The sequence below is a fragment of the Hansschlegelia sp. genome, assembly GCF_035538955.1.
GTDB lineage: Bacteria > Pseudomonadota > Alphaproteobacteria > Rhizobiales > Methylopilaceae > Methylopila.
Genome location: NZ_DATLJK010000013.1, coordinates 139,251 through 162,769 on the forward strand (window position 1 = coordinate 139,251; position 23,519 = coordinate 162,769).

A 23,519-nucleotide genomic window follows, 5' to 3' on the forward strand; every position below is an offset into this window, starting at 1 on the left:
ACCTCCTCCACGGCTTTCCGCCGACGGAGATTTCAGCATGTTCGACGCCCGGGCGATCCTCGACCAGCTTCTCGGCGCAGGCCAGCAGGCCGGCCGCGGCCGACCGACGCCAGACGGCGACCGACGCCCGGCTCCGCAAGGCGGCGGCTCCGGCGACCTGATGCAGCAGGTGCAGGATCTGGCGCGCGGCAATCTGGGCGGCATCGCCGGCGGCGCGATCGCCGGCAGCCTCGCCTCGGTGCTGCTCGGCGGCCGCAAGAAGTCTCCGCTGTCGGGTTCCGGGATGCAGCTCGGCGGCTTGGCGATCCTCGGCGGGCTCGCCTACAAGGCGTGGCAGAACTACCAGGAAAAGCAGGCGCAGCAGGGCGCGGGGCAGCCGCCGACGCCGCAGGCCGGGCCGGTGCAGATCGCGCCCCCGCCCGCCGAGACGCCTTTCGCGCCGTCCAACCCATCCGAGGAACAGGTTCTCGGGCTCTTGCTGGTGCGCGCCATGATCGCGGCGGCGCGCGCGGACGGGCGCATTGACGGCGAGGAGATTTCGAAGATCCGCCAAGGCCTGCAGGCTTCAGGCGCGGGGACCGACGAGCAGGCGTTCCTGCTTGAACAGCTCGGGCGTCCGGACGACCTCGATGCGATCGCAGCCGAAGCGCGTGGGCCGCAGATCGCCTCCGAGGTCTGGCTTGCGGCGCGGCTGACGATCGAGCCGGACTCACCTGCCGAGCAGAGCTTTCTGAAGACCTTCGCCGAAAAGCTCGGTCTCGGCGCGCCGCTGGTGGCTCATCTCGAGGCCACCGCGTCGCAGGCGAAACAATCCGGCGTCGCCACGGCGTAATTTTCGCTCTTCGAGCGTTATGCCCCTGAGGCTCCGCCATCAGGCGAAGCCGCCACATGATTTGCGAGATCGAGATGTCCGAGACCCCCATCACCCCGAAAATCCGCGAACGGGCCCGGAAGCTGTGGGAGGACGCGGGCAGCCCCGCCGGGCGCGAAGACGATTATCTGGAGCGCGCCCGTGAGCTGGCCGGTCTCGAATCCAACCCGGAAGCGGGACTGGAGCCGAACCCTCTGGCGGACGGCGTCGTGACCCCGGCCGAGCGCGGCGAATATGTCGAAGAGGCGAGCATCCAGGAGAATCTCGGAGAATTCCCGGGCCTCGAGACCGACCAGGGCGACCGCCTGCAGACTCCGCGCAGGCGACAGGACTGACCGCCAGTCAGGAAGGGAGCGCGGGGAACGCGCTCCCAGCCCGGCTCGGTTACGCCGCCTGGCGCTCCGAAAGGAACTGCCGCATCCGCTCCAGTGCGCGAGCGATGTTCTCCGCCGAGTTGGCGTAGGACAGCCGGATATAGCCCTCGCCGAGCACGCCGAAGTCGGGGCCGCCGATCACCGCCACGCCAGCTTCGTCAAGCAAGGCGGCGGCCAGCGGCTTCGCTTTCCAGCCAGTCTCCTTCACGTTCGGGAAGGCGTAGAACGCGCCCTTTGGCGTCTCCGCCCGGACGCCGGGGAGCCCGTTCAGCCCTTCGGTCACGAGCTTCCGGCGCTTGTCGAACTCCTGTCGCATCTGGACGACCGCATCCTGCGGGCCTTCGAGCGCCGCGATCCCGGCATATTGGGCGGCGGCGTTGACGCATGACCAGGCGTTGACGGCGAGCTTGCGCACGTCGTCGTAAAGCGCCTTCGGCCAGATCGACCAGCCAAGCCGCCATCCCGTCATCGCATAGGTCTTGGACCACCCGTTCAGCACGATCAGCCGGTCGCGGATCTCCGGGTAGGCCAGCAGCGTACGGTGCTCGAGCCCGTCGAAGATCAACTGATCGTAGATCTCATCGGACATCACCGCGACGTTCGGGAACCGAGCTAGGCCCTCGACAAGCTTGTCGATCTCGCTTGCCGGCGTGACGCCGCCTGTGGGGTTGGCGGGCGAATTCAGGATCAGCAGACGGGTGTTCGGCGTGATCAGCGAGAGCGTCTCTTCGGCCGAGAACGCGAAGCCGTTCTCTTCGCGGATCGGCACCGGGATCGGGTTTGCGCCGGTGTGCTCGATCATCGAGCGGTAAATCGGGAAGCCGGGGTCCGGATAGAGGATGTCCGCGCCCGGCTCACCGAACAGGCGGATCGCCGCATACATCGTCACCTTGCCGCCCGGCACGATCATCACAAGGTCCGGATCGACCTCGACCCCGAACCGACGGTGGACGTCCGTTGCGACGGCCTCGCGCAGCGGCAGGATGCCGGTCGACGGCGTGTAGCCGTGATGGCCGTCCCTCAGCGCCTTGATGGCGGCCTCGACAATGTGCGGCGGCGTCGGGAAGTCCGGCTGTCCGATGCCCAGATTGATGATGTCGCGTCCCTCGGAAGCGAGCTTTGTGGCGCGCGCCAGAACGGCGAAGGCGTTCTCTTCGCCGATGCGGTCGAAGGCTTCGACAGTCTTCAGCATGGTCTGCTCCACGGTCCGCGCCGACGCGGGAACGATCCCGACGCCGAGCGTGTTGGATAGGCGAGACCGGAGCCCAGAGAGGGCGCCCGATCGTGCCCTAACGCTCCCCGCCAATCAGCGCGAATTCAAGGAGGATGTCATGGCCAATCGCCTCGACGGCCGCAAAATCGCGATTCTCGCAACCGACGGCTTTGAGCAGGTCGAACTCACCGAACCCATGAAGGCTCTGAAGGAAGCGGGCGCGACGGTCACAGTCGTCAGCCCGAGCTCTGGGTCGATAAAAGGATTCAAGCACGACAAGCCCGGCGACGAGGTCAACGTCGATCAGGAGCTGTCGTCCGCTGACGCTTCCGCCTTCGACGGGCTGATGATTCCCGGCGGTCTGTTCAACCCGGACGCGCTGCGCCGCGACCAGACGGCGCTCGCTTTCGCCAAAGCATTTTTCGACGCTGGCAAGCCGGTCGCCGCGATCTGCCATGGGCCGCAGGTGCTGATCTCGGCGGGTCTGGTGAAGGGTCGTAAAATGACCGGCTTCGAGGCCATCCAGATCGACCTGAAGAACGCAGGCGCGATCGTTTCGGACGAAGCGGTCGTCGTCGATCGGGGCCTCGTGACCAGCCGCAAGCCCGACGACATTCCGGCTTTCAACGCGAAGATGGTCGAGCAGTTCGCCGAAGGCAGGCATGCCGGACAGCGAAGCGCAGCCTGAGGACAGTCTGAGCGTGTATGGCAGCGGCGGGTGAAAGCCCGCCGCTTTCGCGCGTCGATCCCAGGAAGCTCGTCATGAAGATCGCGGCCATCGCGGCCATCGCCGTCTTGTTCGCCGGACCGGCCGTCGCCGCGCCCAAGTCGCTCGAGGCCGCCACCACGGTGGGGCGCTCGAATGTGCGGGTGCGTGTGATCCTTCATCCGCAGGCCGATCGATGCTCGCAGCCGCAGCTGGAGGAGATCCGCAAGCAGGCGGTCGTCATCGGGCAGGACCATATCAGGCGGCGCCTCAAGGCGATCATCGCGAAGAGCGGCACCGACGCCAGCGGCGACAAGGAGTTCTTCGGCGTCAGCGTGATGGCTGGCTGTCCTGCGGACGGCGGCGCCTGGATCGCCTTCCCGATCGAGGGCAAGCAGAGGTCGGTCTCGCGCTACGAACCGAAGACCGGCTGGTCGCCCATGATCCGGCTGTGAGTCGGCCGTCACCAAAAGTCATTGGTCGGCGACGCCGGAAGGCGGCAGGAACGGGCGACGATCTTCCGCAAGAGCCCGAGTCGCGATGACCGCCCAGATCGATCCCACGCTGTCTCCGCCCCGCGGCCTCCTGGTGAGCGGGCCTGCGCCGGTTCGGCCAAGACCGACCGTCCTGAAAGGCCGGCGCGTGACGCTTGCGCCGCTCGAACCCGAGAAGGACGCAGCTGATCTCTACGCGCCCACCCATGGCGAAGAGAAGGAGCGGCTGTTCGCTTACCTCTTCGACGGACCGTTCGAGAGCCAGGCGGCGATGGCCGAGGCGTTGCGCGTCGCGGCGGCCTCTCCGGACAACGCCACGCTGGCGATCCGCGACGCCGAGACGGACCGGACGGTCGGCCGGGCGACGTTCATGCGCGTCGAGCTCCACCACCGGAGCGTCGAAGTCGGCTCGATCCTGTTCTCTCCGGCGCTCGCCCGGACCGCGGCCGCGACGGAAGCCATGTATCTGATGGCCGACCACGCCTTCTCGCTCGGCTTCCGCCGCTACGAATGGAAATGCGACGCATTGAATGCGCCCTCACGCGCGGCGGCCGAGCGGTTGGGTTTCCGCTTCGAGGGCGTCTTCCGCAAGCACATGATCATCAAGGGGCGCAGCCGCGACACGGCGTGGTTCGCCATGACGGAAGACGACTGGCCCGCAGTGAAGGCCGCCATGGAGACCTGGCTCGCGCCGGAAAACTTCGACGCCGAAGGTCGGCAGCGGCGCCGGCTGCGGGATCTGATGGAGCGACGCTGAGGGTCATTCCTCAGGAAGCTCGTCCTCGACTTCCTGTTCGACCGCGCGTCCGCGGAGATTGGCGGCGACATTGCGCCCGAGCTTCCGCAGCAGCTTCCGCAGCCTCTTGCGATCCTTGGCGTCCAGATCAGAGACGGCCTCCTGTTCCAGCGCCTCCCAGAGCGCGTACACGGATTCCGCGCGTTTCCGTCCTTCCTCGGTCAGCCCCACCCGCACGACGCGCGCGTCGCCGCCGCTGGCTCGGCGTTCAACGAGTCCATGGGCCGCAAGCCGCGCGATCGTTTTGGAGGCCGTCGGTGGGCGCACCCTGAGTTGCGCGGCGAGGTCGCTCATCGTCCGGCCGTCTTCTTCGACCAGCAGCGTCAGCACCTGCTCCTGCCCCGGAAATAAGCCAAGCTCTCCCAGAAGTTGCGCGCTGCGGGCGCGATGGAGGCGGGCGGCGTGCAGTAGTTCGTATCCGACGGTCTTGGCGTACGGGCTTTTCATCGCGTGAACACCTTGCCGCCTGTAAGTCTGCAGCAAGAGATATATTTCCCGAAAAAAATCAAAGTCGAGGCGTTGTCCATCTATGAATTCGTCGGAAGTTTGATTTTGGCCGTCTGCGACGCCGGAGAAATGAGCAGCCCGTCATGAGCCTGCTGATCACTGCGTTCGGGCGCTTCATGGGCGGTCCGAACTGCTCCCAGATCCTGCTCAAGGCTTTGGCTGCCGAACGAGCGGAGCTGGAGCGGATCTGGCGCGCGCCGATCACTCTGGAAGTGCTGCCGGTCGACGTCGAAGCCGTGCGTCCAGCGTTGGAGCGCCTGCTTCGAATGGCGGCTCCAAGCCATCTCCTGCTGATGGGGCAGGCGGGCGCCCGGGACGCGATCTGTCTTGAACGTAAGGCTCGCAACCATATCGATCTGGGGGTCCCGGACGCCGCCGGCCGCCTCGGGCCGCTCGGCCCCGTCATTGCAGGCGGACCGGACCAAATGCTTGCGAACTGGCCGGATCCTGAAGGCGTGGTCGCGGCTGTCAAAGCGGCAGGCGCGCCAGCCCGGCTGTCCGACGACGCCGGCGGACATCTCTGCAACCAGACCCTCTATCTGGCCCTGGAAGCCGCGGGGAAGGCCGCTGGAGGCTCTCTGGTTGCGACCTTCCTGCATCTGCCGCTGCTGCCGGAGCAGATCGCAGCCGGCGTTCCGGCCGCGCAGGGCGCGGGTTGCTCGGTCGCGCTCGACGACATGAAGCGTGCGGTGCGGGCCATTCTGCGCCATACCCGCGAGACAGCCGTTTGATCGAGAGGAGCCCATCGATGCCGTGCCCGCGCCGCCGCTGGGTCGACATGACCACGGAGGACTTCGCCGATCCGGACGTGGCGTCATGGGTCGCGGTCCTGCCTGTGGCGGCCGTCGAGCAGCACGGCCCGCACCTGCCCGTCGGCGTCGACGCCATGATCGGCGAGGGCTATCTGGCTCGCGCCGAAGCCTTGATCCCGGATGACCTGCCGGTGACGTTCCTGCCGATGCAGACGATCGGAGCGTCCGCCGAACACCTGGCCTTTGCGGGAACGCTGACGCTTTCGCCGGAAACCGTTATCAGGGCCTGGACCGAAATCGGCGCGTCGGTCGCCCGCGCCGGCGTTCGCAGGCTCGTCTTCCTCAACAGCCACGGCGGCAACTCCGCGCTGCTCGACGTCATCGCGCGTTCGCTGCGCGTCAGCCACGGCATGCTGGCGGTGACGGTGAGCTGGCAGCGCTTCGGCTATCCGGAAGGGCTTTTTTCCGCCCAGGAGGCCCGCCATGGCATCCATGGCGGCGAGATCGAGACCTCGCTGATGCTCGCCTTCAGGCCGGATCTGCCGCGGATGGCGAAGGCCGCCCATTTCCGCTCGGCGACCTATGAGATGGAGCGTGAGTTCAGCCACCTCAGGGCCGGCACCCCCGCGGGTTTCGGCTGGATGTCGCAGGACCTGAATGCGTCCGGAGCGATCGGCGACGCCGCGGCCGCGACCGAGCGGGCCGGCGAGGCCGCCGCCGAGTTCGGCGCGCGCGCCTTTGTCGAACTGCTGCAGGATGTGCGACGCTTCCCGCTCGAGCGCCTTGCGGCGGGCCCGCTCGGCCGGTGAGCGCTTGCGGGTCGACAATTCGCGGTCGGCGGCACACGATGCGGCGCGAGCAATGAGAAGCGGGGAACGGAATGCCTGATGCGCAGCGCGATGAGCGGCTGATCGAGGGGCTCAAGGTCATCGAGACGACCGAGAGCGACAACATTCTGCGCTGGGACGGCGTGACTCTTTACGTCGAGCAGGACGTCTACCACAACGGCCAGCTGGTTCACCGCAAGTACCGTCGGCGCGTCACGGCCGAGGTCGCAAAGGTGCTGCTGAGCGTGGTCTCCGGCAACCACTGAGCAGGAGGAGGCTGCGTCAGCCCGACCGGCCGCGCAGGAACTCCATGATGCGCTCGAACGCCGGCGCCGCGTTCGGCTCCGGCAGCGAGGTATGGACGTGGCCTGATCCTGGCCACGCCGAGAGCTCCGCCTCGTTGCCGGCCGCGACCCAGCGCGCCGCCATGAACAGCGTGTCGTCGATCAACGGATCGCGCGTGCCGACCGTGAAGATCGCGGGAGGCAAGCCGGCGAGGTCGGCGTAGAGCGGGGACACGTCAGGGTCGCCCAGATCCTCGCCGTTCTGCAGGTAATTCGCGGCGAACATCCGGATGTCGCGGCCGTTCAGCACGAATTTCTCGGTCGCGCGGCGGGCGCTCGGCGTCAGCCCAAGATCGTAGCTGCCCGCGGTCAGGTTGGCGGCCGCGAATGGCGCCAGACCATGCCTGTCCCGCAGCCGCAGCAACGTCACGACCGAAAGATGCGCGCCCGCGGACTCGCCGCCGATCAGCAACCTCTCCGCGCCGAACCGCCGGCGCCCTTCGCGCGCAACCCAGAGCGCGGCCGCCTCGCAATCGTCCGGGCCGGCCGGATAGGGATGTTCGGGCGCGAGCCGGTATTCGACGGAAAGGCAGGCGAAGCCGAGTTCGTCTGCGAGCCGTTCGAGCCGCGGGTCGTCCTGATCGTTCGAGCCGAGCGTCCAGCCGCCGCTGTGGAGGTGCAGATAGACCGCCGTCGGTCTTTCCGGCGCGATCACGCGCAGCGCGATCGGTCCGGCGGGGCCGTCGATCGTCAGCGTCTCCGCCTTGGCGCTCTTCGGCTCGATTACGAAAGCCGTAAAGCCCTGCTTGCGACGCTCGCGCACCGCCGCGGGACCGAGCGCCCAGATGTCCGGCGCCGCTTTCGCCTGCGCGATCAGCGCCTGGGCATGTTCACGCGTGCCCTCCGGCGCTGCATCGGGGGCGAACCAGGCAGGATCGATCGTGATTGGTCGCGACATTTCAGTCTCCGCGGGGTCTCGACCGAGAAAACGCGACAGGGGGCTTCGCCGCAAGGCCGCGGCGCGTCATGTTCGCACTCATGAAGCTTGCGGCAGACACTGCGACGGTGGACGAGATCCGCGTCGGCGTAGCGACCCATCAGGCCATCGCGCGACTGACCGTCCGCACGCGCGGAGCCGGACTCTCAGACGTCACGTCGGCGGTCGCCGCAGCCCTGGAGCAGGCCGGCGCGGGGGATGGGCTCGCCACCGTCTTTCTGCGCCACACGTCGTGCTCGCTTACGATCCAGGAGAACGCCAGCCCGGAGGTCCGGGACGATCTGGTCGACGCGCTGGACAGGCTGGCTCCGCGTGACGCCGGGTGGCGTCATGACCTGGAAGGCCCTGACGACATGCCCGCGCATGTGAAGGCGATGCTTACCGGCGTGTCGCTCGCCATTCCGGTGATCGCAGGACGCCTCGCGCTCGGCGTCTGGCAGGCGATCTTCCTGATCGAGCACCGCGACCGGCCACATCGCCGCGAATTCGTGGTTCATTTCGTCGGTTCGCGCGTCTAGCGCTAAATTCGCAACGACTTTCGCGTAATGTGAATGGAGGCGTTGTAACGCATCGATTTTGCATGCGCGAAGGATTATGAAGCCGACATGACGACCGCCGACGACGATTCCTATCGCCTCTTGATTGCTGACGACCACCCGCTGTTCCGGAGCGCCCTTCGGGAGGCGATGTCGGGCGGCGCGGCGGAGATTTCCGAGGCTGGCTCCTTCGACGAGGCCTCCAAGGCGCTCGAGGCCGATCCTTCCTTCGACCTGGTGCTGCTCGACCTCAACATGCCTGGCGTCAGCGGCTTCTCGGGCCTGATGTATCTGCGCGCGCAATATCCGGCGGTGCCAGTGGTCGTGGTTTCGGCGAACGAGGACCCCAAGGTCATCCGCCGCTGCATGGAGTTCGGCGCCTCGGGCTTCATCCCGAAGACGCTTGAAGTCGAAAAGATGCGCGCGGCGGTCCGCGCGGTCCTCAAGGGCGAGGAATGGACGCCGCCGGACGTCGATCTCGGCGCGGCGGGCGACGACGAGGCGGCGAAGCTCGCCGCGCGGCTCGGCACGCTGACGCCGCAGCAGGTCCGGGTCCTGATGATGCTGAGCCAGGGTCTGCTCAACAAGCAGATCGCCTATGAACTCAGCGTCTCCGAGGCGACCGTGAAGGCGCATGTCTCGGCGATCCTCGCCAAGCTTGGCGTCGAGAGCCGCACCCAGGCCGTCATTGCGGCCTCGAAGATCGAGGCTGGGCAGTGGCCGGAGCGGATGCCCGGCTGAGAGCTTCGGTCAGGACGTGACAGAGGCTGACGTCGGCGGGCGCGTCGCGCAGCCTGGCTTGCGGAAGCGCCCGCGGCGCAGCCAGAATCTCTTCTGCTGACGTTCCGCCCGCTTGCCGCGCGGCAGTTCCAGCGTCTCGTAAATCTCGCCGATCGTGCTGAGCGGGTCGCGGATCAGGTCCGCATACGCGACCCGCGCTGTTCGCCGCGCGGGGAGAGCGGCCCAGTCGGCGTCGAAGCGGGCCATGACCCTGCGATGCAGAGCCGTCGCCTCGTCAGCGCTCATCGGCTTCCATCGGCCCTGGAGCGACAGATAGCGATCGCCGAGATTGATCAGCCGTTCAAACGAGGGGATCACCTCCGCGGGATCCCGGTCGATCCTGATGAACATCGCCTCCGGGCAGAGCTGGATCAGGCGGCGCAGGCGTGTGCAGTTCGCGGGATTTTTTAGGACCAGTCTGCGACCCGGATAGGCGACGACCAGCGTGCGGAGAAAGCTGGCGTACGCCTCGCGCCATCGTCGCTCCGGCTCGGTGCCGTCCCGGGCGAACAGCGCCTCCTCGATGATCTCGCCTCGTCGTCGCGGGAAATAGGATGCCGCGAAGAACGACGGCGCACCGAGGTGACAGAGCGCCGCCTCCTCCTCCTGCGGCGAGCGGAAGAACACCTGAACGTCGTCGATCCCGCGCGTCGTGGGCGGCTGCACCACCTGCAAGAGCCGACGTTTCCAACCGCGCAGATATGGCGCATCGGACGGACACAGGACGTCGATCAGGATCGGCGCCGCAAGCGTCCGATCCGCCGCCATAAGCTCATGCAGGAGCGTCGTTCCGCTCCGCCAGAAGCCGACGATGAAGATTGGCGGCAGGACCAGATGCCAGTCGTCGGGGACCGCCCGCACCTCGGCTTCGGTTTTCTCGATCGACTCGCGCCGCCACCGCGAGATCACGAACGAACACGCCAACGGAAACAGATGAGACAGGCGGAAAATGTCGTGTTCGCGAAGTATCCGCCAAGCCACGCGAGTGTCGCACGCCGCCAGCGGGTGGATGGCGAGCGGCCTCAGCGATGTGGTCGCACGCTCTATTCTGCGGCCGCTCGCCTCGTCAGCGCCTTCGCGAGCAGCGCCCTGAGCGCTGCGGGTCGAACCGGCTTCGGCAAGATCTGGAGGTCCTTGGAGGCGGCCTGCTCCCTCAACCCCGGCGACCGATCCGCCGTGATCAGCACGGCTGGAATGGGCGCGCCGAGCTTCCATCTCAATTTGACGATCGCCTCGAGGCCGTCAGCCTCATCGAGATGATAATCGGCAAGTATTACGTCGGGCGTCAACTTGCTCTTAAGGATAACCTGTTCGGCCTCTCTTTCGCTGGCGGCAGTGACGGCGGTGCAGCCCCAGCTCTCAAGCAGTGTTTTCATCCCATCAAGTATCGCGGGCTCGTTGTCGATGACGAGGATCGCCAAGCCCTTGAGGGCCGAAGCCCGATGCGCGGGCAGCACTTCCAGGGACGCCACCACCGGCATGGCCGCTGCGGTCGGCAGTTCGAGCGCGAAGACCGAGCCGCGCCCGGGCTGCGAGCGCAAGGTGATCGGGTGCTCCAGCACACGGGCGATGCGCTCGACGATGGACAGGCCGAGGCCGATCCCCGGAGCGACCTTGGCGCCCTGTTCGAGCCGCTTGAACTCGCGGAACACCAGCCGCTGCTGGCCGGAGGCGATGCCGAGACCGGTGTCCCAGATCTCGATCCTGACGCGCCCCCGGAGCCGGCGGCAGCCGACGATCACCCGTCCGGAAGGCGTGTACTTGATCGCGTTGGAGACAAGGTTCTGCAGCACGCGCCGCAGCAGTCGCCGGTCCGAGCGCACCGTCAGGCTGGTGGGCAGCACCTTGAGCTTCAGCCCCTTCTCGGCCGCCACCGGTGCGAATTCGCGCGCGAGCTGCGAGACGATCTCGTCGAGCCGGAAACTCGACAGCTCCGGCTTCATCGCGCCGGTGTCGAGGCGCGAAATGTCGAGCAGCGTGGACAAGATCTCCTCGACGGCGTCGAGCGAGGAATCAACGTTTCTCGCGAGCCGCGCCTGATCGCTCCCGGCGTCGACGCGCTCGACCAGGCTGGTTGCGAACAATCGCGCCGCGTTGAGCGGCTGCAGGATGTCGTGGCTCGCGGCCGCCAAGAAGCGCGTCTTGGAGATATTGGCCTCGTCCGCCTCGGTCTTGGCGCGGGCGAGCTCCTGGTTGAGCCGCGTCAGTTCGCGCGTTCGCTCGCGCACGCGGCGCTCCAGCGTTTCGTTCGCGCGCTCCAGCGCCTCCTGGGCTGCGACGGTCTCGGTGATGTCCGTGTAGGTGGTCACGACGCCGTCGTCCGGCATCCGGGCCGAACGGATCTCGATGACGCGCCCCGACGGATGCAGCCGGGTCCGCAGCGTCTCGAGCCGCACCACGAAGCGCTCGATCCGGTCGGCGATGAACTCGTCGGCGTTGACCGGGCCGTAGAGCCCGCGTGCGGCGTTGAATCGGAAGATGTCGTCTAGGCCAACGCCGAGATGGATCATCTCGTCGGGCAGATCGAACAGTTCCCGGAACTCGCGGTTCCAGCACACGAGCTTCATGTCCCGGTCGATTGCGGTCACGCCCTGGCGCGCGTGATCGAGCGCGTTCTGCAGCACGTCCCGGCTCGTCTGCATCGCCGCGGAAGCTTCGTCGAGCAGTTTGAGCGCCGCCGTCGTGGTCAGGTTGCGCCGGGTCAGCAGCATGGAAAGCACGAGCCGCGAGGAAGCGGGGCCGATCGCCGAGGCGAGCAGATGTTCCGAGAAGCGGAGCGTCTGCAGGTCGACGGCGGCGTTCGGCTCGACCTCGACGTTGCGCGCGATGGCGAAGCCGCGGAAGGCCGTCTCCGCGCGTTCCGGCCCAAGATAGCGCGAGACGGTCTGGATGAGCTCGCCGACGGTGGCGCGCGCGCGCAGCGGCCGGCGCGGCGGAGGGCTCAGCCCCTCGGCCGCGGGTTGAACCGCGCCGTCGCAAAACAGGCCCGCCTGCTGGCGCTCGATCGGCGTCGGCGCGCGCGTCAGCGAGAACGTCAGGAAGGCGAGGGCGTTGGCGGCGAGGCTCATGATGAGGCCGTGGACCAGCGGGTCGCCGAACGAGGCGCCGAGCAGGCTCTCCGGCCGCAGCCAGGCAAGCCCCCACGGGCCGTCTGCGACCAAACCCTGCAGAGCCGGCAGCCGGGCCGCGAGAGGCGGCAGGACCAGCGTCCAGCCCCACACGGCGACGCCCGCCGTCACGCCCGCCACAGCGCCCCGCCCCGTGCCCCGGCGCCAGAAGAGGCCTCCGAAGAAGGCGGGCGCGAACTGCGCCATCGCGGCCATGGCGATGAGCCCGAGCGCGGAGAGCTGCGCCCCGCTCGTCCAGCGGTGCACGAGATAGGCGGCCAGCATAACGCCCGCGATCGCAAGCCGCCTCAGCATGAGCAGCCGCTCCGTCATGCTTCGCCGCCGCGCGCCTCGTCCGCGGAGCAGGAACGGCATTGCGAGATCATTGGAGATCATGATCGCGAGTGCGACGGATTCCACGATCGCCATCGCGCTCGCGGCTGACAGGCCGCCCATGAAGGCGATCGCGGCGAGCCAGTCGGCGCCCTTCTCCAGAGGCAGCGCCAGGACGAAGCCGTCGGGCGGGACGGCGGCCGGGGCCGGAAAGGCCACGAGGCCCGCGATCGCGATCGGCGCGATGAACAGGTTGAAGGCGAGCAGGTAAAGCGGAAACGCCCACATGGCCCGGCGCAGCTCGCGGTCGCTGCGGTTCTCCACCACGGTGACATGGAACTGCCTCGGCAGAAGCAGGAACACCACGAGAGAGAGAAGCGTCAGCGACAGGAGCTGCAAGAGGTCCGGGGACTGCGTGAAGATGGCCGTGGCGCCGGTTGACTGCGCCTGCGCGAGCAACGCCGCGGGACTTTCGTGAAGCCCGAAGACGACCAGCACGCCGACGGCGAGGAACGCCAGGAGTTTGACGACGGACTCGCTCGCGATCGCGAGCATGAGGCCGTCCTGATGTTCTGTCGCGGCCACCTTGCGGGCGCCGAACAGCATCGCGAACAGCGCGAGCGCCACCGCAGCGCCGAAGGCGGCATCGAAGCCGCCGAACGCCTCCGGGCCTGACAGAAGCGCAAGCGAAGCGGCGATCGCCTTGAGCTGGAGCGCCAAATAGGGCGTGACGCCGAACAGGGCGGCGATCGCCACCGCCCCAGCGACCAGTTCGCTCTTGCCGTAGCGGGCGCCGACGAAGTCCGCCACGGAGGTGATGTTGTTGGCGCGCGCGATCCGGATCACGCGGCGGATGAGCGGCCCGAACAGCAGCAGCGCGAGCGCCGGACCGAGCGAGAGCGCGAGGAAGCTCCAACCGTTTTTCGCCGCGAAGCCGACCGCGCCGTAGAACGCCCAGGAGGTGCAATAGACGCCGAGGCTAAAGACGTAGATCCACGGCCTCAGCCGGCCGGTCATCCACAATGGCCGCCTGCGGTCCGCATAGGCCGCGAGCGCGAACAGGCCGCCCAGATAGGCGAGGGCGATCGCAATCACGATCCAGGCCTGCAAGACGAACGCTCCCTCACGCGCTTGAGCGCCGGAAAACCCAATCGAGGCCGGCGGAGGCGCAAATCGCCTCGCCTTGCCTAGTCCGTCGCCGCTTCGATAACCTCTAGCGGGGGCGAGGCCAGCTTGTCATCGGGCAGGGAGGGGAATGCCGCAATGTCGATGGTCCAGGAATTCAAAGAGTTCGCCATGAAGGGCAATGTCGTCGACCTCGCGGTCGGCGTCATCATCGGCGCGGCGTTCGGGAAGATCGTCGAAAGCCTTGTCGGCGACATCTTCATGCCGGTCGTCGGCGCCGTGGTCGGCGGGCTCGATTTCTCGAATTACTTCGTCAGTCTGTCCCCCGCCGTCACCGCGTCATCGCTCGCCGAGGCCAAGAAGCAGGGGGCCGTGCTGGCCTATGGCGAGTTCCTGACCGTCACGCTGAACTTCCTGATCGTGGCGTTCATCCTGTTCCTTGTGATCAAGGCCATGAACCGGATGAAGCGGAAGGAGGAGGTCAAGCCCCCGTCGGCCCCCGAGAAGCCCGAGGACGTCAAACTTCTGGGCGAAATCCGCGACATTCTGGCGGGCGCGTCGGCGAGGATCTGACCCGATGGCCGCTCGCTTCATTCTCTTCCACAATCCGCGCTCGCGCTCGCAGCGCATCCACTGGCTGCTGGAGGAGACTGGCGCGCCCTACGAATTGAGGCCGGTCGATCTTCAGGCGGGCGAACACAGGCGTCCTGATTTCCTGCGCCTCAACCCGGACGGCAAGCTGCCGACGCTGATCGACCGCGGCCCGGACGGAACGGCGGCGGTTCCGCTCACCGAAAGCAGCGCGATCCTGCTTCACGTCGCGGACGCGTTCCCGGAAGCCGGGATGGCGCCGCCGCCCGGCAGCCTGGAGCGCGGTCCGTATCTGACCTGGGTCTGTTACGCGGCCGCCGCGCTGGAGCCCGCGCTTGCCGATATGGTGTTTCCGCGCGCCGCTCCGCCGCCGCCGATGGCGATCGGCTGGCCGAACTTCGAGCAGGCGCTTGCGCGTGTGCACGCCGCTCTGGAGCCTGGACCTTGGTTGCTGGGGGAGCGCTTCTCTGCGGCCGACATCATGGTCGGCGCGCTGCTCGCATGGGTTCGCTCCTGGGGCAAGCTGCCTGACCCGGAGCGCTTCGACCCGTATCTACAGCGGCTTTCGGAGCGGCCCGCCTATCGCCGCGCCTATGGAGACGCTGATCGCGCCTGATCCTCAGGCGAAGAACAGCGCCTGACTGACGGTCGACTTGATCATCGCAGGAGAGAACGGTTTGGTGATCAGGTAGATCGGCTCCGGCCGGGCGCGCGCCAGCAGGCGCTCCGGGAAAGCCGTCACGAAGATCGCCGGCGTCGGTCGGTCGCGGAAAATCTCCCGCACGGCGTCGACTCCGGAGTCGCCGTCGGCGAGGTGCAGATCCGCCAGAACCAGCCCGGGATTGTCGCGAGCGGCGAGTTCGAGCGCCTGTTCGCGGCTCGCCGCCACGCCGGTCACGCGGTGGCCGAGATCGCTCACGATCCGGCGCAGATCTCTGGCGATCGCCCACTCATCCTCGATGATGAGAATGTCGGTCTCGAGCCTGCGCTCGACGTCGTTCTGGGCCTCGCTGGCCAGCCGCAGAACGTCGCTTCCGCTCAACCCGGTGACTTCGCTGGCGTCGGCCACGCTCAATCGCTCGACCGCGAGCAGCAGCAACACCGAGCGCCGCGGCAGCGACAGGCTTTGCAGGCGCGCATCGACTGGCAGATGCGTCTCGGTGGAAGAAGTCGCCGTCTCCGGCAGGCCCTGAGCGTAAAGCGCCCCGTACAATGCCTTTAGCAACTGCCGACGGGGATCGTAATCGATCGCGGCGCAGTCGCCTGTCCTCAGGAGTTCGCGCAGCGCCTCCTCGATCATCAGGTCGGCATGATCCTGCCGCCCAAGGAGCATCCGCGCATGTCGCCGAAGATACGGCAGCTGCCGCGTTAACTCGCCAATATCCATCCCGACGGCGCTCCTTGAATTGGAGACCAGAGCCTAGCCGGGTCTGATCGAATGCATTGTCCTGCTGGTTGCTTGAGAGCGCGTCACGTCGCCGTTGGCGGAGCGCTATCGATGCACCCACCCTTGCACGGAAGTGGGCGCCCGACTACCCCGGAATCCGCAGGTACGGAACAAAGCTACTCGCGCAGCCGTTGCCCCAGCGCCTCATCGGACTGGCGGAGGGCTGTCTGAAGCCGATCCGGGATGCTGGCGGCGTGCGGCGTCGCACAGTTGAGGGAATGCCGGTGTGGGAACAAGTGTGACGGAGAAGCCGGCGCTGATGGAGCATCGAGAGGCAGTCGAGCAGGCGCAGGAAGCGTCTGCGTCGACCGATCGCGCGCGGTCGGACCTTGCCCGATCCGTCACCGACTTGATCCCGGCGTTGCGCGCATTCGCCCGCTCCATGACGCGGGACGTGATCGAGGCCGACGACCTCGTCCAGGAGACCCTCGTGCGCGCTCTCGCGAACATCCATCAGTTCGCGCCGGGCACAAACCTGAAGGCATGGCTCTTCACCATCCTGCGTAACACCCACATCTCGCTATCGAAGCGGCGCAGCCGCGAGCGCAACATGATGTCGGACACGGCTCCGGAGGACGTCGGAGCAGCCGCGGCGCAAGCCTGGCTTCCGGCGACCTCGGCCTTGCGATCGGCAGTCGAAAAGCTGCCCGACGAGCAGCGCGAGGCGCTGATCCTGATCGGCGGTCTTGGCCTCAGCTACGAAGAATGCGCGGAAGTGTGCGGCTGCCCGATCGGAACTGTGAAAAGCCGCCTGAACCGCGCCCGCGCCAGGCTCGCCGCACTGCTCGACGCCACCACGGCCGACGAAATCTAACGGCTGGCGCTCATTTTGGGCGCTTGGCCTCCGGCGCGGCCGGCATCTTCTCGCCTTCCGACCGATGCTGCGCGAGTTGTGACTCCAGGCGCGCCGCGAGATCCTGGAGCCGTTCCGGCAGCCGCTCCTCAATCACGCTACCGAAGACCCGCTTGAGCTCCGCCCCCAGCGCGCGCTGGCGGGCGATGCGGTCTTCTTCGGTCTCATCCCCTTGCGCCATAGTCATCTCTTTGCCCGAGGCCCCTCGGTGCTCGTCAGTGCTGGCCGTCGGTCATTCGGATGTCGCCCCGATGGAAAGCGGTGCGTCGACCACGCGCTCCGCGCCCTAAGTGAAGCGCTGCAACGGCAGAATGTTCCTGCGCCCGCTCCCGCGCTGCGTCAATCTCATTACGCGCGGGCCATCTGGCGTTCCTTAGCGGAAACGCTATGTTTCGATCTCTCGCGTTTTGCGCGCAACAGGCTTGGTTCGATGCTTCAGACCGTCTGCGCAGATAAGGCGCTGCTGATCTGTGACGGCACAGAAGCCGGGCCGGTCGACTATTCGATAGCGGTGTGGCGGGACCCTGTATCAAATCGCAGCTACGCCTCAGGTTATCTGATTGCGGCCAGCCTGACGCTCAAGGCTTGCGCGCGCTGCCAGACGGCCGCGATCGATAGTGGGCATTTCGGAAGGCTGCTGATCCGGCTCCGCCACGTCGAGGGCGAGCGCGCCGACTTCGAGGTGATGGAGCCATTCCCGGCGCTCGACGTCGACCCTCCCTTGGCGCCCGAACTGACGACTCCGGAGGAGCCTGAGCTTTTCGCGGCGCACGGTTTGTCCGATACGGACTGGTGACGCGCGGCTGCGGGAACAATCCGCGAGCCTCCCGCCTTCGTGCCGCCTATGGCCGACATTCCGCGCGATCCCGCACTCGACAGCAGCCTCGCCTTCCTGTCGGAAGGCTACGCGTTCATCCCCTCCAGGCGCCGCCGCTTCGGCGCCGATGCGTTCGAGACGCGCATCATGCTCACGCCCGTCGTCTGCATGACCGGGGCGGCTGCGGCTCGGGAGTTCTATCAACCGGGCCGCTTCACCCGAAGCCGCGCCATGCCGCTCACGACCTTCGCGCTGATCCAGGACAAGGGCAGCGTGATGGAGCTCGATGGCGAAGCTCACCGCCAGCGCAAGCAGATGTTCCTGTCCTTCATGCGCCCCGAGCGGCTGGCCCCGTTGAGCGAACGCGTGCGCGAGCATTTTTGCGCCCGCGCGCGCGCCTGGTCAGGGCGCGAGCAAGTCACGCTGTTTGAGGAGGCGAGCGTCATCCTGTGCGGCGCCGTCTGCGCGTGGGCAGGCCTCGATCTGACGCAAGCAGAGGTCGAACAGAGAACGCGCGAGTTCAACGCGATGATCGACGGCGCCGGCTCGATCGGGCCGCGCAACTGGAAAGGCCATCTGCTGCGCGCGCGAACGGAGCGCTGGGCCCGCGCCGTGATCGAAGACATTCGGAGCGGCGCGCGGCGCGTTCCCGAGGATAGCGCGACCGCCATCATCTCCCGCCATCGGGAGCCGGACGGGCGGCTGATAAGCGTCGAGGCGGCTGCGGTGGAGCTCATCAACGTCCTGCGGCCGACGGTCTCCAACGCTCGCTACGTCGTCTTCGCCGCCATGGCGCTGCGCGACCGGCCGGAGCTCGCCGACGAAATCGCATCCGACGAAGGCGCGCTCGATCGCTTCACCCAAGAGGTTCGACGCTTCTATCCCTTCATCCCGCTCATGGCCGGCCGCGTGCTGGAGCCGTTCGCGTGGCGCGGGCGGCGTTTCGCCGAGCGCGACTGGGTCTTCCTCGACCTCTATGGCACCAACCGGGACGAACGCAGCTGGGAGGAGCCGGAGAGCTTCCGTCCCGAGCGCTTCCGCGACTGGGCCGGCGATCCCTTCAGCTTCATCCCGTCCGGGGGCGGAGCCCATGAGCAGACCCATCGCTGCCCCGGCGAATGGATGACCATCGAAGTCGTCAAGGCGATGGCCCGGGCGCTAACGGCTGAGATCCGCTACCGCGTCCCGCCGCAGGATCTCACGCTCGACCTCACCCACATCCCCGCCATTCCCCGCAGCGGCTTCGTAATCTCGGACGTCAGGCAAGCGGCGGCCTAGACGCCGGCCGCTCAGTCCTTGAAACGGCTGGCGTCAGCGCGACAAAGCACCGATGGCGCCTGCACGCGAAACCTCATCCGGAGAGCCGTTCGGCGTCCCCCTCGCCACGGCGCCGATGGAGGCGCGCTCCGCGGAAGCGCTGCCGGAAGGACCGGGCTGGCTCTACGAGCCGAAGTGGGATGGCTTTCGCTGCCTCGCTTTCAAGGCGGGCGGCGACGTGGAGCTCAGGGCCAAATCCGGCAAGCCGCTCGGCCGCTATTTTCCGGAGGTCGTCGCGTTCCTGCGCGGCGTGGCCGCCGACCCGTTCGTGCTTGACGGCGAACTGGTCATCGAGACGGACGGGCGGCTTTCGTTCGACGCTCTCCAGATGCGGCTTCACCCAGCTGAGAGCCGGGTGCGGAAGCTCGCCGCCGCCACGCCGGCGCGGCTCATCCTGTTCGACATGCTGCAGGCGCCAGCCGCGGGAGCGCTTCTCGAAAAGCCGCTTTCGGAGCGCCGGACCGAGCTCGAGAGTTTCGCGTCCAGGTTCCTGAAGACCCCAAGCGCCGTGCTTTCAAGGTCCACCGAGGACCGGGGCGAAGCGGAGCGCTGGCTCGGCGACGCCGGTCACGGCGCGACCGACGGAGTCGTAGCCAAGCGCCTCGACGGGGCCTATGCGCCCGGCGAGCGGGCGATGGTCAAGGTCAAGCGCTTGCGTACCGCCGACTGCGTCATCGGCGGCTTCCGCTACGAGAGCGGCGGCCCGCTCGTCGGCTCGTTGCTGCTCGGGCTCTACGACGCCGAAGGGCGCCTGAACCATGTCGGCTTCACGTCGACCATCTCGAACGCCGAGCGGCCGGAGCTCACGCGCCGGCTGGAAGCGCTCCGCGAGCCGCCGGGCTTCACCGGCCGCGCGCCGGGCGGGCCGAGCCGCTGGAGCGCCGAGCGAAGCGCGGAGTGGCAGCCGCTGAGGCCGGAGCTGGTGGTCGAAGTGCGCTTCGATCACGTCACCGGCGACCGGTTTCGGCATGGAACCAAGCTGTTGCGGTGGCGGCCGGACAAGTCGCCGCGGCAGTGCGGAATGGAGCAGATCTCGGCTGATTCCTGACCATCCGCGGCGCTCAGCTGCGTTCGGCCTTGTCGAAAACGGGTTCGCCGTCACGCCGATCTGCGGTGTCGACGTCCGGAATGTCTTCCGCCGTATGGCGCAGCATCTCCTCGGTCTCGTCGAGCCCGTCTTCGGTCTCGATGGCGCCGGTGCCGGAGGTGTGGAAGTTGGTCCTGCTGCTCGCCGGCTCGCCTCCGACGCTTTTCTCGCGAATCTCCTCCTCCCAGACGCTGGACGCGTCGGATTCGGCCGGGGCCGCGCGGCCCGTGGCGGTTTCCAGCACGGCGCGGTCGCCCGGATCGGTCTCCGAGGTGTTGGCGTAGGGGCTCTGAGGCTCCGGCGGGTCGCGATCCAGTCGTGCCATGACGCGTCTCCTGATCCTGTTATGCCCCGGAGTAACAGGCGAGACGCAGCGCCTGTTCCGATCCAATCTCCGCCATGATCCGGCCAAGCTTGCTGGGACATTCTGAGTCGAGGGCAGACAAGGGTACTCGTAATGCGTCTTGCGACAGCGCTTTCGCTTTTCTCCGTCATGGCCGCAGCGCCGGCCTTCGCGGCCGACATGCCGCAGAGCTACTACGAGCGGCACAGCTATGAGCAGGCGCCGATCGAGCGCGAGACCGTGGTCGAGGAGCCGGCCTGGCGCAGCGTCACCGTCGAGGAGCCGGTCGAGGAGCGGGTCGAGGAGCGTGTGATCGTCCGGCGGGCTCCGCCTCCCGTGGTGGTCCGGCGCGACCATGTCGAGGAGTTTGCGCCCCACGACCGGTGGCGCCGCGTGAGCCGCGACGAGCCCATCGAAGAGGAAGAGATCACCCGCTACGACGAGCCGCGCTGGTAGGGCCGTCAGGCGGCGGGCGCGAGCCTGGGGGCCGTCGCGCCGCTGGGACTTGCCTGGCGCTCCCTTGGGGCGGCGTGAGCGCCAGGCGAAGGTCCGCAGGAAGGCGGCGAGGCGGACTGCGCCAGGTCGGGCGGCCCGGCGTCCCGATCGGGAGATGGGCCTCGTCTCGGCGCTCAGATCAGTCTGCCGCTCCGATCACTCAGACCAGCCAGCTTTCGGCTGATCTCCGCCCCCTTGTGGCCGCTTTCAGCGTCGACGTTGCGAACCGCTGGCGCCCTCGGGCGCCTCGAGAAGCGCTCGGTGAGGGATAAGGGAAATGATGAAGGCGCGCCTGTTGGTCGCTCTGGTCGCTCTAGCGACGGTCTCGTCTGCGAGCGCAGAGACAATGAACGGCGCGGCGTCTTCCGCGCTGCACGCGGACAACGCGCGGGTCGATGCCTGTTTCACGCCGGGCGACGCCTGCGACGATATGCTGGGCGACGCTATCGACAAGGCTCAGCGGCAGATCCTTGTCCAGGCGATGTTCTTTTCGAACAAGAAGCTGATGAGAGGATTGGCTAACGCCCATAAGCGCGGGGTGGACGTGAAGATGATCATGTCGATCGGCTCCGAGAAGAAACGAAGCAAAAACTTGTTGTATTTTATGAAACAGGGAATCCCGATTCTGATAGATGCTAATGTAAAGACTCAGCACAACAAGGTAATGATCATTGACAACGCTGAGGTATTTACAGGAAGTTATAATTTTACATATTCTGCTCAAAGAAAGAATGCCGAAAATATGGTGCGCATAACTGATTCTCCCGAGGTCGTTTCCAGTTTTGTCAATAACTGGAAGCGGAGGGCAGCTGCCTCGAGGCCGGTGGATCTAAAAGCCCGCGACGCCGGGAAGAGCGTCGGAGATAGCGACGTCGACACCGAAGAGGACGACGCTGAGTAGAGGCGGCTGAGGGAGGGTCCGGGCGGTTCTCCCCCGGACGCAGACGCGGCGATGCTTGGCCGCGTCGTCGCGCGGGCGGCGGCTTGGACCGGGCGGCCGACGAGGCGGAGGCCGGAACGCCGTCGCTCATGTCGGTGGGGAATCCCGGGCGCGAGCGAGCCAGCGGAAGTCCCGGCACCACATAGGCTGGAGCAGGGCCCTGCGCTGCTGCTCTCCCAACTGCAGAGGCGCGCTGCCTCCTAAGCGGTCGGGACGGATGCGTCTGGCAGCGCCTCGGTTGAGGTCGGCCGGCTGGGGGCGCGTTTTGCTGCGCAAAGCTCGTCGACCTTCTGGACCCAGAGCGCGGATATCCGCTTCCGATCGAACTTCTTCACAGAAGCCTCTGCGGTCTTGATGACCTCCAGCAACTTCTCGTCACGAGACTCGATCATGGTCATGACCTTGGCCATGGCGGCGGCCAGTTGATCGCGCTTGTTGTCGCGCGCGAGGAACCCCGTCTTGTTATTCTTGATCATGTATTTCGCGCCGTACTGCTTGTCATAGCTGACGACCGGGCATCCCGCGACCATCGCTTCAATCAGCACCAGAGGGTGAGCCTCCGCGGCGCTGCCGGTGACGAAAATCGCTCCTGCGGCCAGAACGGACGTGACCTCGCGATCGAAGCCGCGCAACCTCGCCCGGTCTCCGAGCGCCAGTCTCTCAATCTGCTCCTCCAACTCGGGCCGTCGTTCGCCCTCGCCGAAAATATCGAGCGACCACTCCGGAAACTGATCCGCGATGAGGCCGAAGGCGTCGATGACGTGACTCATCCGCTTCGTTCCGACCAGGCGTCCGATTGAGATCAATTTCCGGGTTGCGAAGAACTCCTCCCCGCGACGGATCGGCTCTCCGAGGTCCGCCATGTTCGGTATCGCGAAGACGGGCTTCTTCGTCAGCGGCTGAAGAAGCTCGCCGATGAGAGGGTTGACCGTGTGAGCGCCGTCGAAGTTGTTGAGCGCCCAGACGAAATGCTCGTTCGGCGCGCCTTTCTCCACCATTTCAGGGCGCCGCGGATTGTGGTCTCCGATCACCAGAACGGTCTGAGGGCCCACACTCGCCTTGATGAACGTGTACATGGGCGAGTCATAATTGGGCACGTAGATGAAATCGAGATCGTGCTCCTTGAAGTATTTGACGAGTTTCTCGTCAGTCGCCTTCGTGACGTTCTTGTTGACGCTCTGAAATCCACTCTCGCCTGAGCTGCGATCCTCGGCGGCCTGACGATAAGAGCCATCGATGAAGTCGAAGCCGATATTGTCCGGAAATCGGAACTTCGGTTGCTTGTTGGAGAACCACAGCGCAGTGACGCGGACGTCGTGACCCGCGGTCGCAAGCGCTTCGGCGAGCTGGAACACCGCCTTCGTTTTTCCGCCCCCCCGGCGAATGTCCGTGACGAGCATCATGATCCGCTTGCCGCTCTTGGTGGGCTTCAGCGAACCGGTCCGGCGATCCAGACGCAGTTCCAGAGCGCCCGCTTCCGTCCTGTAGAGCATGATCGTGCGGCGGCCGATGTCGGCTCGAAACGGCAAGACGCCTGGCTGGCAGCTGATCGGCAGCGACCGACCGTCCGCCGCCTCCGCCGATCCGGGGGAGTTCTGATGAGGCGCCGGCCACCGGAGCCTCACATCGGCCCGGAAACTGATTATCCATTCCTTGCGAACGGTTGCGCCGACCGCCCGGATCGGAACATGGTACACATAGACGTTGCTGGACGGCTGCGACGTAGGAGCGATGTCCTCGAGCTTCCGGGGCTGCTCCTGGTCGGATCCTGGCCTCCACGCGATCGAAAATTGGGGCTCGCCCTCAAGATGGGCGGGGGTGCGGATTGTTAACTCGATGGTTTCGTTCGTGAGGCTACACCCTTCAAGCACGGCCTTCTCATCCGAGGCCATCAGTGCAGGTCGACCTGAAAGAAGCATCATGAAGC

Annotated in this window: 27 protein-coding genes; 18 read left to right on the forward strand and 9 right to left on the reverse strand. The window is 66.8% G+C overall.

What is annotated here, in order from left to right; genetic code table 11:
• Positions 1-37 precede the first annotated feature (37 nt).
• Together VM780_RS08965 and VM780_RS08970 are read left to right on the forward strand one after the other, a co-directional pair.
• The gene (locus VM780_RS08965) at positions 38-832 is read left to right on the forward strand and encodes a tellurite resistance TerB family protein (RefSeq protein WP_325446925.1); all 795 of its coding nucleotides are present in this window, start codon (positions 38-40) and stop codon (positions 830-832) included.
• 74 nt (positions 833-906) lie between these two features.
• Positions 907-1,206 carry a DUF2934 domain-containing protein gene (locus VM780_RS08970; protein ID WP_325446926.1) on the forward strand — a complete coding sequence of 100 codons (300 nt, stop codon included), beginning with the start codon at positions 907-909 and terminating at the stop codon, positions 1,204-1,206.
• 49 nt (positions 1,207-1,255) lie between these two features.
• Here VM780_RS08970 and VM780_RS08975 read toward each other — a convergent pair whose 3' ends face one another.
• A complete protein-coding gene (locus VM780_RS08975) occupies positions 1,256-2,437 on the reverse strand; it encodes a pyridoxal phosphate-dependent aminotransferase (protein WP_325446927.1) in 1,182 nt (393 codons plus the stop codon).
• Positions 2,438-2,576: 139 nt separating this feature from the next.
• Here VM780_RS08975 and VM780_RS08980 point away from each other — a divergent pair, with 139 nt between their 5' ends.
• From VM780_RS08980 to VM780_RS08990, 3 genes are all read left to right on the forward strand, one after another.
• Positions 2,577-3,146 (forward strand): type 1 glutamine amidotransferase domain-containing protein, encoded by a 570-nt coding sequence (locus VM780_RS08980; protein ID WP_325446928.1) that lies wholly within the window; start codon positions 2,577-2,579, stop codon positions 3,144-3,146.
• A 74-nt stretch (positions 3,147-3,220) separates the two neighbouring features.
• Positions 3,221-3,619: a hypothetical protein gene (locus tag VM780_RS08985; RefSeq protein WP_325446929.1), complete on the forward strand. Its 399-nt coding sequence runs from the start codon at positions 3,221-3,223 to the stop codon at positions 3,617-3,619.
• A gap of 85 nt (positions 3,620-3,704) precedes the next feature.
• A complete protein-coding gene (locus VM780_RS08990) occupies positions 3,705-4,415 on the forward strand; it encodes a GNAT family protein (protein WP_325446930.1) in 711 nt (236 codons plus the stop codon).
• Between the two features lie 3 nt (positions 4,416-4,418).
• Here VM780_RS08990 and VM780_RS08995 read toward each other — a convergent pair whose 3' ends face one another.
• Positions 4,419-4,901: a MarR family winged helix-turn-helix transcriptional regulator gene (locus VM780_RS08995; protein ID WP_325446931.1), complete on the reverse strand. Its 483-nt coding sequence runs from the start codon at positions 4,899-4,901 to the stop codon at positions 4,419-4,421.
• Positions 4,902-5,044: 143 nt separating this feature from the next.
• On the opposite strand from VM780_RS08995, the gene VM780_RS09000 reads away from it, so the two are divergent.
• From VM780_RS09000 to VM780_RS09010, 3 genes are all read left to right on the forward strand, one after another.
• A complete protein-coding gene (locus VM780_RS09000) occupies positions 5,045-5,692 on the forward strand; it encodes a hypothetical protein (protein ID WP_325446932.1) in 648 nt (215 codons plus the stop codon).
• Positions 5,693-5,709: 17 nt separating this feature from the next.
• Positions 5,710-6,522 carry a creatininase family protein gene (locus VM780_RS09005; protein WP_325446933.1) on the forward strand — a complete coding sequence of 271 codons (813 nt, stop codon included), beginning with the start codon at positions 5,710-5,712 and terminating at the stop codon, positions 6,520-6,522.
• A 71-nt stretch (positions 6,523-6,593) separates the two neighbouring features.
• Positions 6,594-6,806 (forward strand): hypothetical protein, encoded by a 213-nt coding sequence (locus tag VM780_RS09010; RefSeq protein WP_325446934.1) that lies wholly within the window; start codon positions 6,594-6,596, stop codon positions 6,804-6,806.
• A 16-nt stretch (positions 6,807-6,822) separates the two neighbouring features.
• On the opposite strand, the gene VM780_RS09015 is transcribed toward VM780_RS09010, so the two are convergent.
• Complete coding sequence (locus VM780_RS09015) at positions 6,823-7,782, reverse strand: alpha/beta hydrolase (RefSeq protein WP_325446935.1); 960 nt, start codon at positions 7,780-7,782, stop codon at positions 6,823-6,825.
• Positions 7,783-7,850: 68 nt separating this feature from the next.
• Here VM780_RS09015 and VM780_RS09020 point away from each other — a divergent pair, with 68 nt between their 5' ends.
• Together VM780_RS09020 and VM780_RS09025 are read left to right on the forward strand one after the other, a co-directional pair.
• Entirely contained in the window at positions 7,851-8,339 is a 489-nt protein-coding gene (locus tag VM780_RS09020) for a secondary thiamine-phosphate synthase enzyme YjbQ (RefSeq protein ID WP_414652806.1), read from the forward strand.
• Positions 8,340-8,426: 87 nt separating this feature from the next.
• Positions 8,427-9,098 carry a response regulator transcription factor gene (locus tag VM780_RS09025; protein WP_325446936.1) on the forward strand — a complete coding sequence of 224 codons (672 nt, stop codon included), beginning with the start codon at positions 8,427-8,429 and terminating at the stop codon, positions 9,096-9,098.
• A gap of 9 nt (positions 9,099-9,107) precedes the next feature.
• Here VM780_RS09025 and VM780_RS09030 read toward each other — a convergent pair whose 3' ends face one another.
• Positions 9,108-10,046 (reverse strand): sulfotransferase, encoded by a 939-nt coding sequence (locus tag VM780_RS09030; RefSeq protein WP_325446937.1) that lies wholly within the window; start codon positions 10,044-10,046, stop codon positions 9,108-9,110.
• Positions 10,047-10,180: 134 nt separating this feature from the next.
• A complete protein-coding gene (locus tag VM780_RS09035; RefSeq protein ID WP_325446938.1) occupies positions 10,181-13,687 on the reverse strand; it encodes a PAS domain-containing hybrid sensor histidine kinase/response regulator in 3,507 nt (1,168 codons plus the stop codon).
• Positions 13,688-13,846: 159 nt separating this feature from the next.
• Here VM780_RS09035 and mscL point away from each other — a divergent pair, with 159 nt between their 5' ends.
• Positions 13,847-14,275 carry a large conductance mechanosensitive channel protein MscL gene (gene mscL, locus VM780_RS09040; protein ID WP_325447011.1) on the forward strand — a complete coding sequence of 143 codons (429 nt, stop codon included), beginning with the start codon at positions 13,847-13,849 and terminating at the stop codon, positions 14,273-14,275.
• Positions 14,276-14,279: 4 nt separating this feature from the next.
• Positions 14,280-14,909, forward strand: coding sequence for a glutathione S-transferase family protein (locus tag VM780_RS09045; RefSeq protein ID WP_325446939.1), 630 nt, complete (start codon positions 14,280-14,282; stop codon positions 14,907-14,909).
• A gap of 3 nt (positions 14,910-14,912) precedes the next feature.
• Here the strand turns inward: VM780_RS09045 and VM780_RS09050 are convergent, their stop codons facing one another.
• The gene (locus tag VM780_RS09050; RefSeq protein ID WP_325446940.1) at positions 14,913-15,680 is read right to left on the reverse strand and encodes a PhyR family response regulator anti-anti-sigma factor; all 768 of its coding nucleotides are present in this window, start codon (positions 15,678-15,680) and stop codon (positions 14,913-14,915) included.
• 298 nt (positions 15,681-15,978) lie between these two features.
• Between VM780_RS09050 and VM780_RS09055 the strand changes: the two genes are divergently transcribed.
• Positions 15,979-16,554: a sigma-70 family RNA polymerase sigma factor gene (locus tag VM780_RS09055; protein WP_325446941.1), complete on the forward strand. Its 576-nt coding sequence runs from the start codon at positions 15,979-15,981 to the stop codon at positions 16,552-16,554.
• Between the two features lie 10 nt (positions 16,555-16,564).
• On the opposite strand, the gene VM780_RS09060 is transcribed toward VM780_RS09055, so the two are convergent.
• Complete coding sequence (locus VM780_RS09060) at positions 16,565-16,774, reverse strand: NepR family anti-sigma factor (protein ID WP_325446942.1); 210 nt, start codon at positions 16,772-16,774, stop codon at positions 16,565-16,567.
• A 249-nt stretch (positions 16,775-17,023) separates the two neighbouring features.
• On the opposite strand from VM780_RS09060, the gene VM780_RS09065 reads away from it, so the two are divergent.
• The 3 genes from VM780_RS09065 to VM780_RS09075 are packed head-to-tail and all read left to right on the forward strand — an operon-like array spanning position 17,024 to position 19,775.
• On the forward strand, positions 17,024-17,389 hold the full coding sequence (locus VM780_RS09065; protein ID WP_325446943.1) for a hypothetical protein: 366 nt from the start codon (positions 17,024-17,026) through the stop codon (positions 17,387-17,389).
• Between the two features lie 48 nt (positions 17,390-17,437).
• Positions 17,438-18,688: a cytochrome P450 gene (locus VM780_RS09070; protein ID WP_325446944.1), complete on the forward strand. Its 1,251-nt coding sequence runs from the start codon at positions 17,438-17,440 to the stop codon at positions 18,686-18,688.
• A 52-nt stretch (positions 18,689-18,740) separates the two neighbouring features.
• Complete coding sequence (locus VM780_RS09075; RefSeq protein ID WP_325446945.1) at positions 18,741-19,775, forward strand: ATP-dependent DNA ligase; 1,035 nt, start codon at positions 18,741-18,743, stop codon at positions 19,773-19,775.
• Positions 19,776-19,788: 13 nt separating this feature from the next.
• Here the strand turns inward: VM780_RS09075 and VM780_RS09080 are convergent, their stop codons facing one another.
• Positions 19,789-20,139 carry a hypothetical protein gene (locus tag VM780_RS09080; protein WP_325446946.1) on the reverse strand — a complete coding sequence of 117 codons (351 nt, stop codon included), beginning with the start codon at positions 20,137-20,139 and terminating at the stop codon, positions 19,789-19,791.
• Between the two features lie 132 nt (positions 20,140-20,271).
• Between VM780_RS09080 and VM780_RS09085 the strand changes: the two genes are divergently transcribed.
• Both VM780_RS09085 and VM780_RS09090 read left to right on the forward strand, forming a co-directional pair.
• On the forward strand, positions 20,272-20,613 hold the full coding sequence (locus VM780_RS09085; RefSeq protein WP_325446947.1) for a hypothetical protein: 342 nt from the start codon (positions 20,272-20,274) through the stop codon (positions 20,611-20,613).
• 316 nt (positions 20,614-20,929) lie between these two features.
• Entirely contained in the window at positions 20,930-21,553 is a 624-nt protein-coding gene (locus VM780_RS09090) for a phospholipase D-like domain-containing protein (protein WP_325446948.1), read from the forward strand.
• A gap of 239 nt (positions 21,554-21,792) precedes the next feature.
• Here the strand turns inward: VM780_RS09090 and VM780_RS09095 are convergent, their stop codons facing one another.
• Positions 21,793-23,514, reverse strand: coding sequence for a glycosyltransferase (locus VM780_RS09095; protein WP_325446949.1), 1,722 nt, complete (start codon positions 23,512-23,514; stop codon positions 21,793-21,795).
• Positions 23,515-23,519: the final 5 nt, after the last annotated feature.

Excerpts from the sequence above, each read along its gene's own strand:
- VM780_RS08965 (WP_325446925.1), top strand. The coding sequence starts at position 38 with ATGTTCGACGCCCGGGCGATCCTCGACCAGCTTCTCGGCGCAGGCCAG.
- VM780_RS08970 (WP_325446926.1), top strand. The coding sequence starts at position 907 with ATGTCCGAGACCCCCATCACCCCGAAAATCCGCGAACGGGCCCGGAAG.
- VM780_RS08975 (WP_325446927.1), bottom strand. The coding sequence starts at position 2,437 with ATGCTGAAGACTGTCGAAGCCTTCGACCGCATCGGCGAAGAGAACGCC.
- VM780_RS08980 (WP_325446928.1), top strand. The coding sequence starts at position 2,577 with ATGGCCAATCGCCTCGACGGCCGCAAAATCGCGATTCTCGCAACCGAC.
- VM780_RS08985 (WP_325446929.1), top strand. The coding sequence starts at position 3,221 with ATGAAGATCGCGGCCATCGCGGCCATCGCCGTCTTGTTCGCCGGACCG.
- VM780_RS08990 (WP_325446930.1), top strand. The coding sequence starts at position 3,705 with ATGACCGCCCAGATCGATCCCACGCTGTCTCCGCCCCGCGGCCTCCTG.
- VM780_RS08995 (WP_325446931.1), bottom strand. The coding sequence starts at position 4,901 with ATGAAAAGCCCGTACGCCAAGACCGTCGGATACGAACTACTGCACGCC.
- VM780_RS09000 (WP_325446932.1), top strand. The coding sequence starts at position 5,045 with ATGAGCCTGCTGATCACTGCGTTCGGGCGCTTCATGGGCGGTCCGAAC.
- VM780_RS09005 (WP_325446933.1), top strand. The coding sequence starts at position 5,710 with ATGCCGTGCCCGCGCCGCCGCTGGGTCGACATGACCACGGAGGACTTC.
- VM780_RS09010 (WP_325446934.1), top strand. The coding sequence starts at position 6,594 with ATGCCTGATGCGCAGCGCGATGAGCGGCTGATCGAGGGGCTCAAGGTC.
- VM780_RS09015 (WP_325446935.1), bottom strand. The coding sequence starts at position 7,782 with ATGTCGCGACCAATCACGATCGATCCTGCCTGGTTCGCCCCCGATGCA.
- VM780_RS09020 (WP_414652806.1), top strand. The coding sequence starts at position 7,851 with ATGTTCGCACTCATGAAGCTTGCGGCAGACACTGCGACGGTGGACGAG.
- VM780_RS09025 (WP_325446936.1), top strand. The coding sequence starts at position 8,427 with ATGACGACCGCCGACGACGATTCCTATCGCCTCTTGATTGCTGACGAC.
- mscL (WP_325447011.1), top strand. The coding sequence starts at position 13,847 with ATGGTCCAGGAATTCAAAGAGTTCGCCATGAAGGGCAATGTCGTCGAC.
- VM780_RS09045 (WP_325446939.1), top strand. The coding sequence starts at position 14,280 with ATGGCCGCTCGCTTCATTCTCTTCCACAATCCGCGCTCGCGCTCGCAG.
- VM780_RS09050 (WP_325446940.1), bottom strand. The coding sequence starts at position 15,680 with ATGGATATTGGCGAGTTAACGCGGCAGCTGCCGTATCTTCGGCGACAT.
- VM780_RS09060 (WP_325446942.1), bottom strand. The coding sequence starts at position 16,774 with ATGGCGCAAGGGGATGAGACCGAAGAAGACCGCATCGCCCGCCAGCGC.
- VM780_RS09065 (WP_325446943.1), top strand. The coding sequence starts at position 17,024 with ATGCTTCAGACCGTCTGCGCAGATAAGGCGCTGCTGATCTGTGACGGC.
- VM780_RS09070 (WP_325446944.1), top strand. The coding sequence starts at position 17,438 with ATGGCCGACATTCCGCGCGATCCCGCACTCGACAGCAGCCTCGCCTTC.
- VM780_RS09075 (WP_325446945.1), top strand. The coding sequence starts at position 18,741 with ATGGCGCCTGCACGCGAAACCTCATCCGGAGAGCCGTTCGGCGTCCCC.
- VM780_RS09080 (WP_325446946.1), bottom strand. The coding sequence starts at position 20,139 with ATGGCACGACTGGATCGCGACCCGCCGGAGCCTCAGAGCCCCTACGCC.
- VM780_RS09085 (WP_325446947.1), top strand. The coding sequence starts at position 20,272 with ATGCGTCTTGCGACAGCGCTTTCGCTTTTCTCCGTCATGGCCGCAGCG.
- VM780_RS09090 (WP_325446948.1), top strand. The coding sequence starts at position 20,930 with ATGATGAAGGCGCGCCTGTTGGTCGCTCTGGTCGCTCTAGCGACGGTC.
- VM780_RS09095 (WP_325446949.1), bottom strand. The coding sequence starts at position 23,514 with ATGATGCTTCTTTCAGGTCGACCTGCACTGATGGCCTCGGATGAGAAG.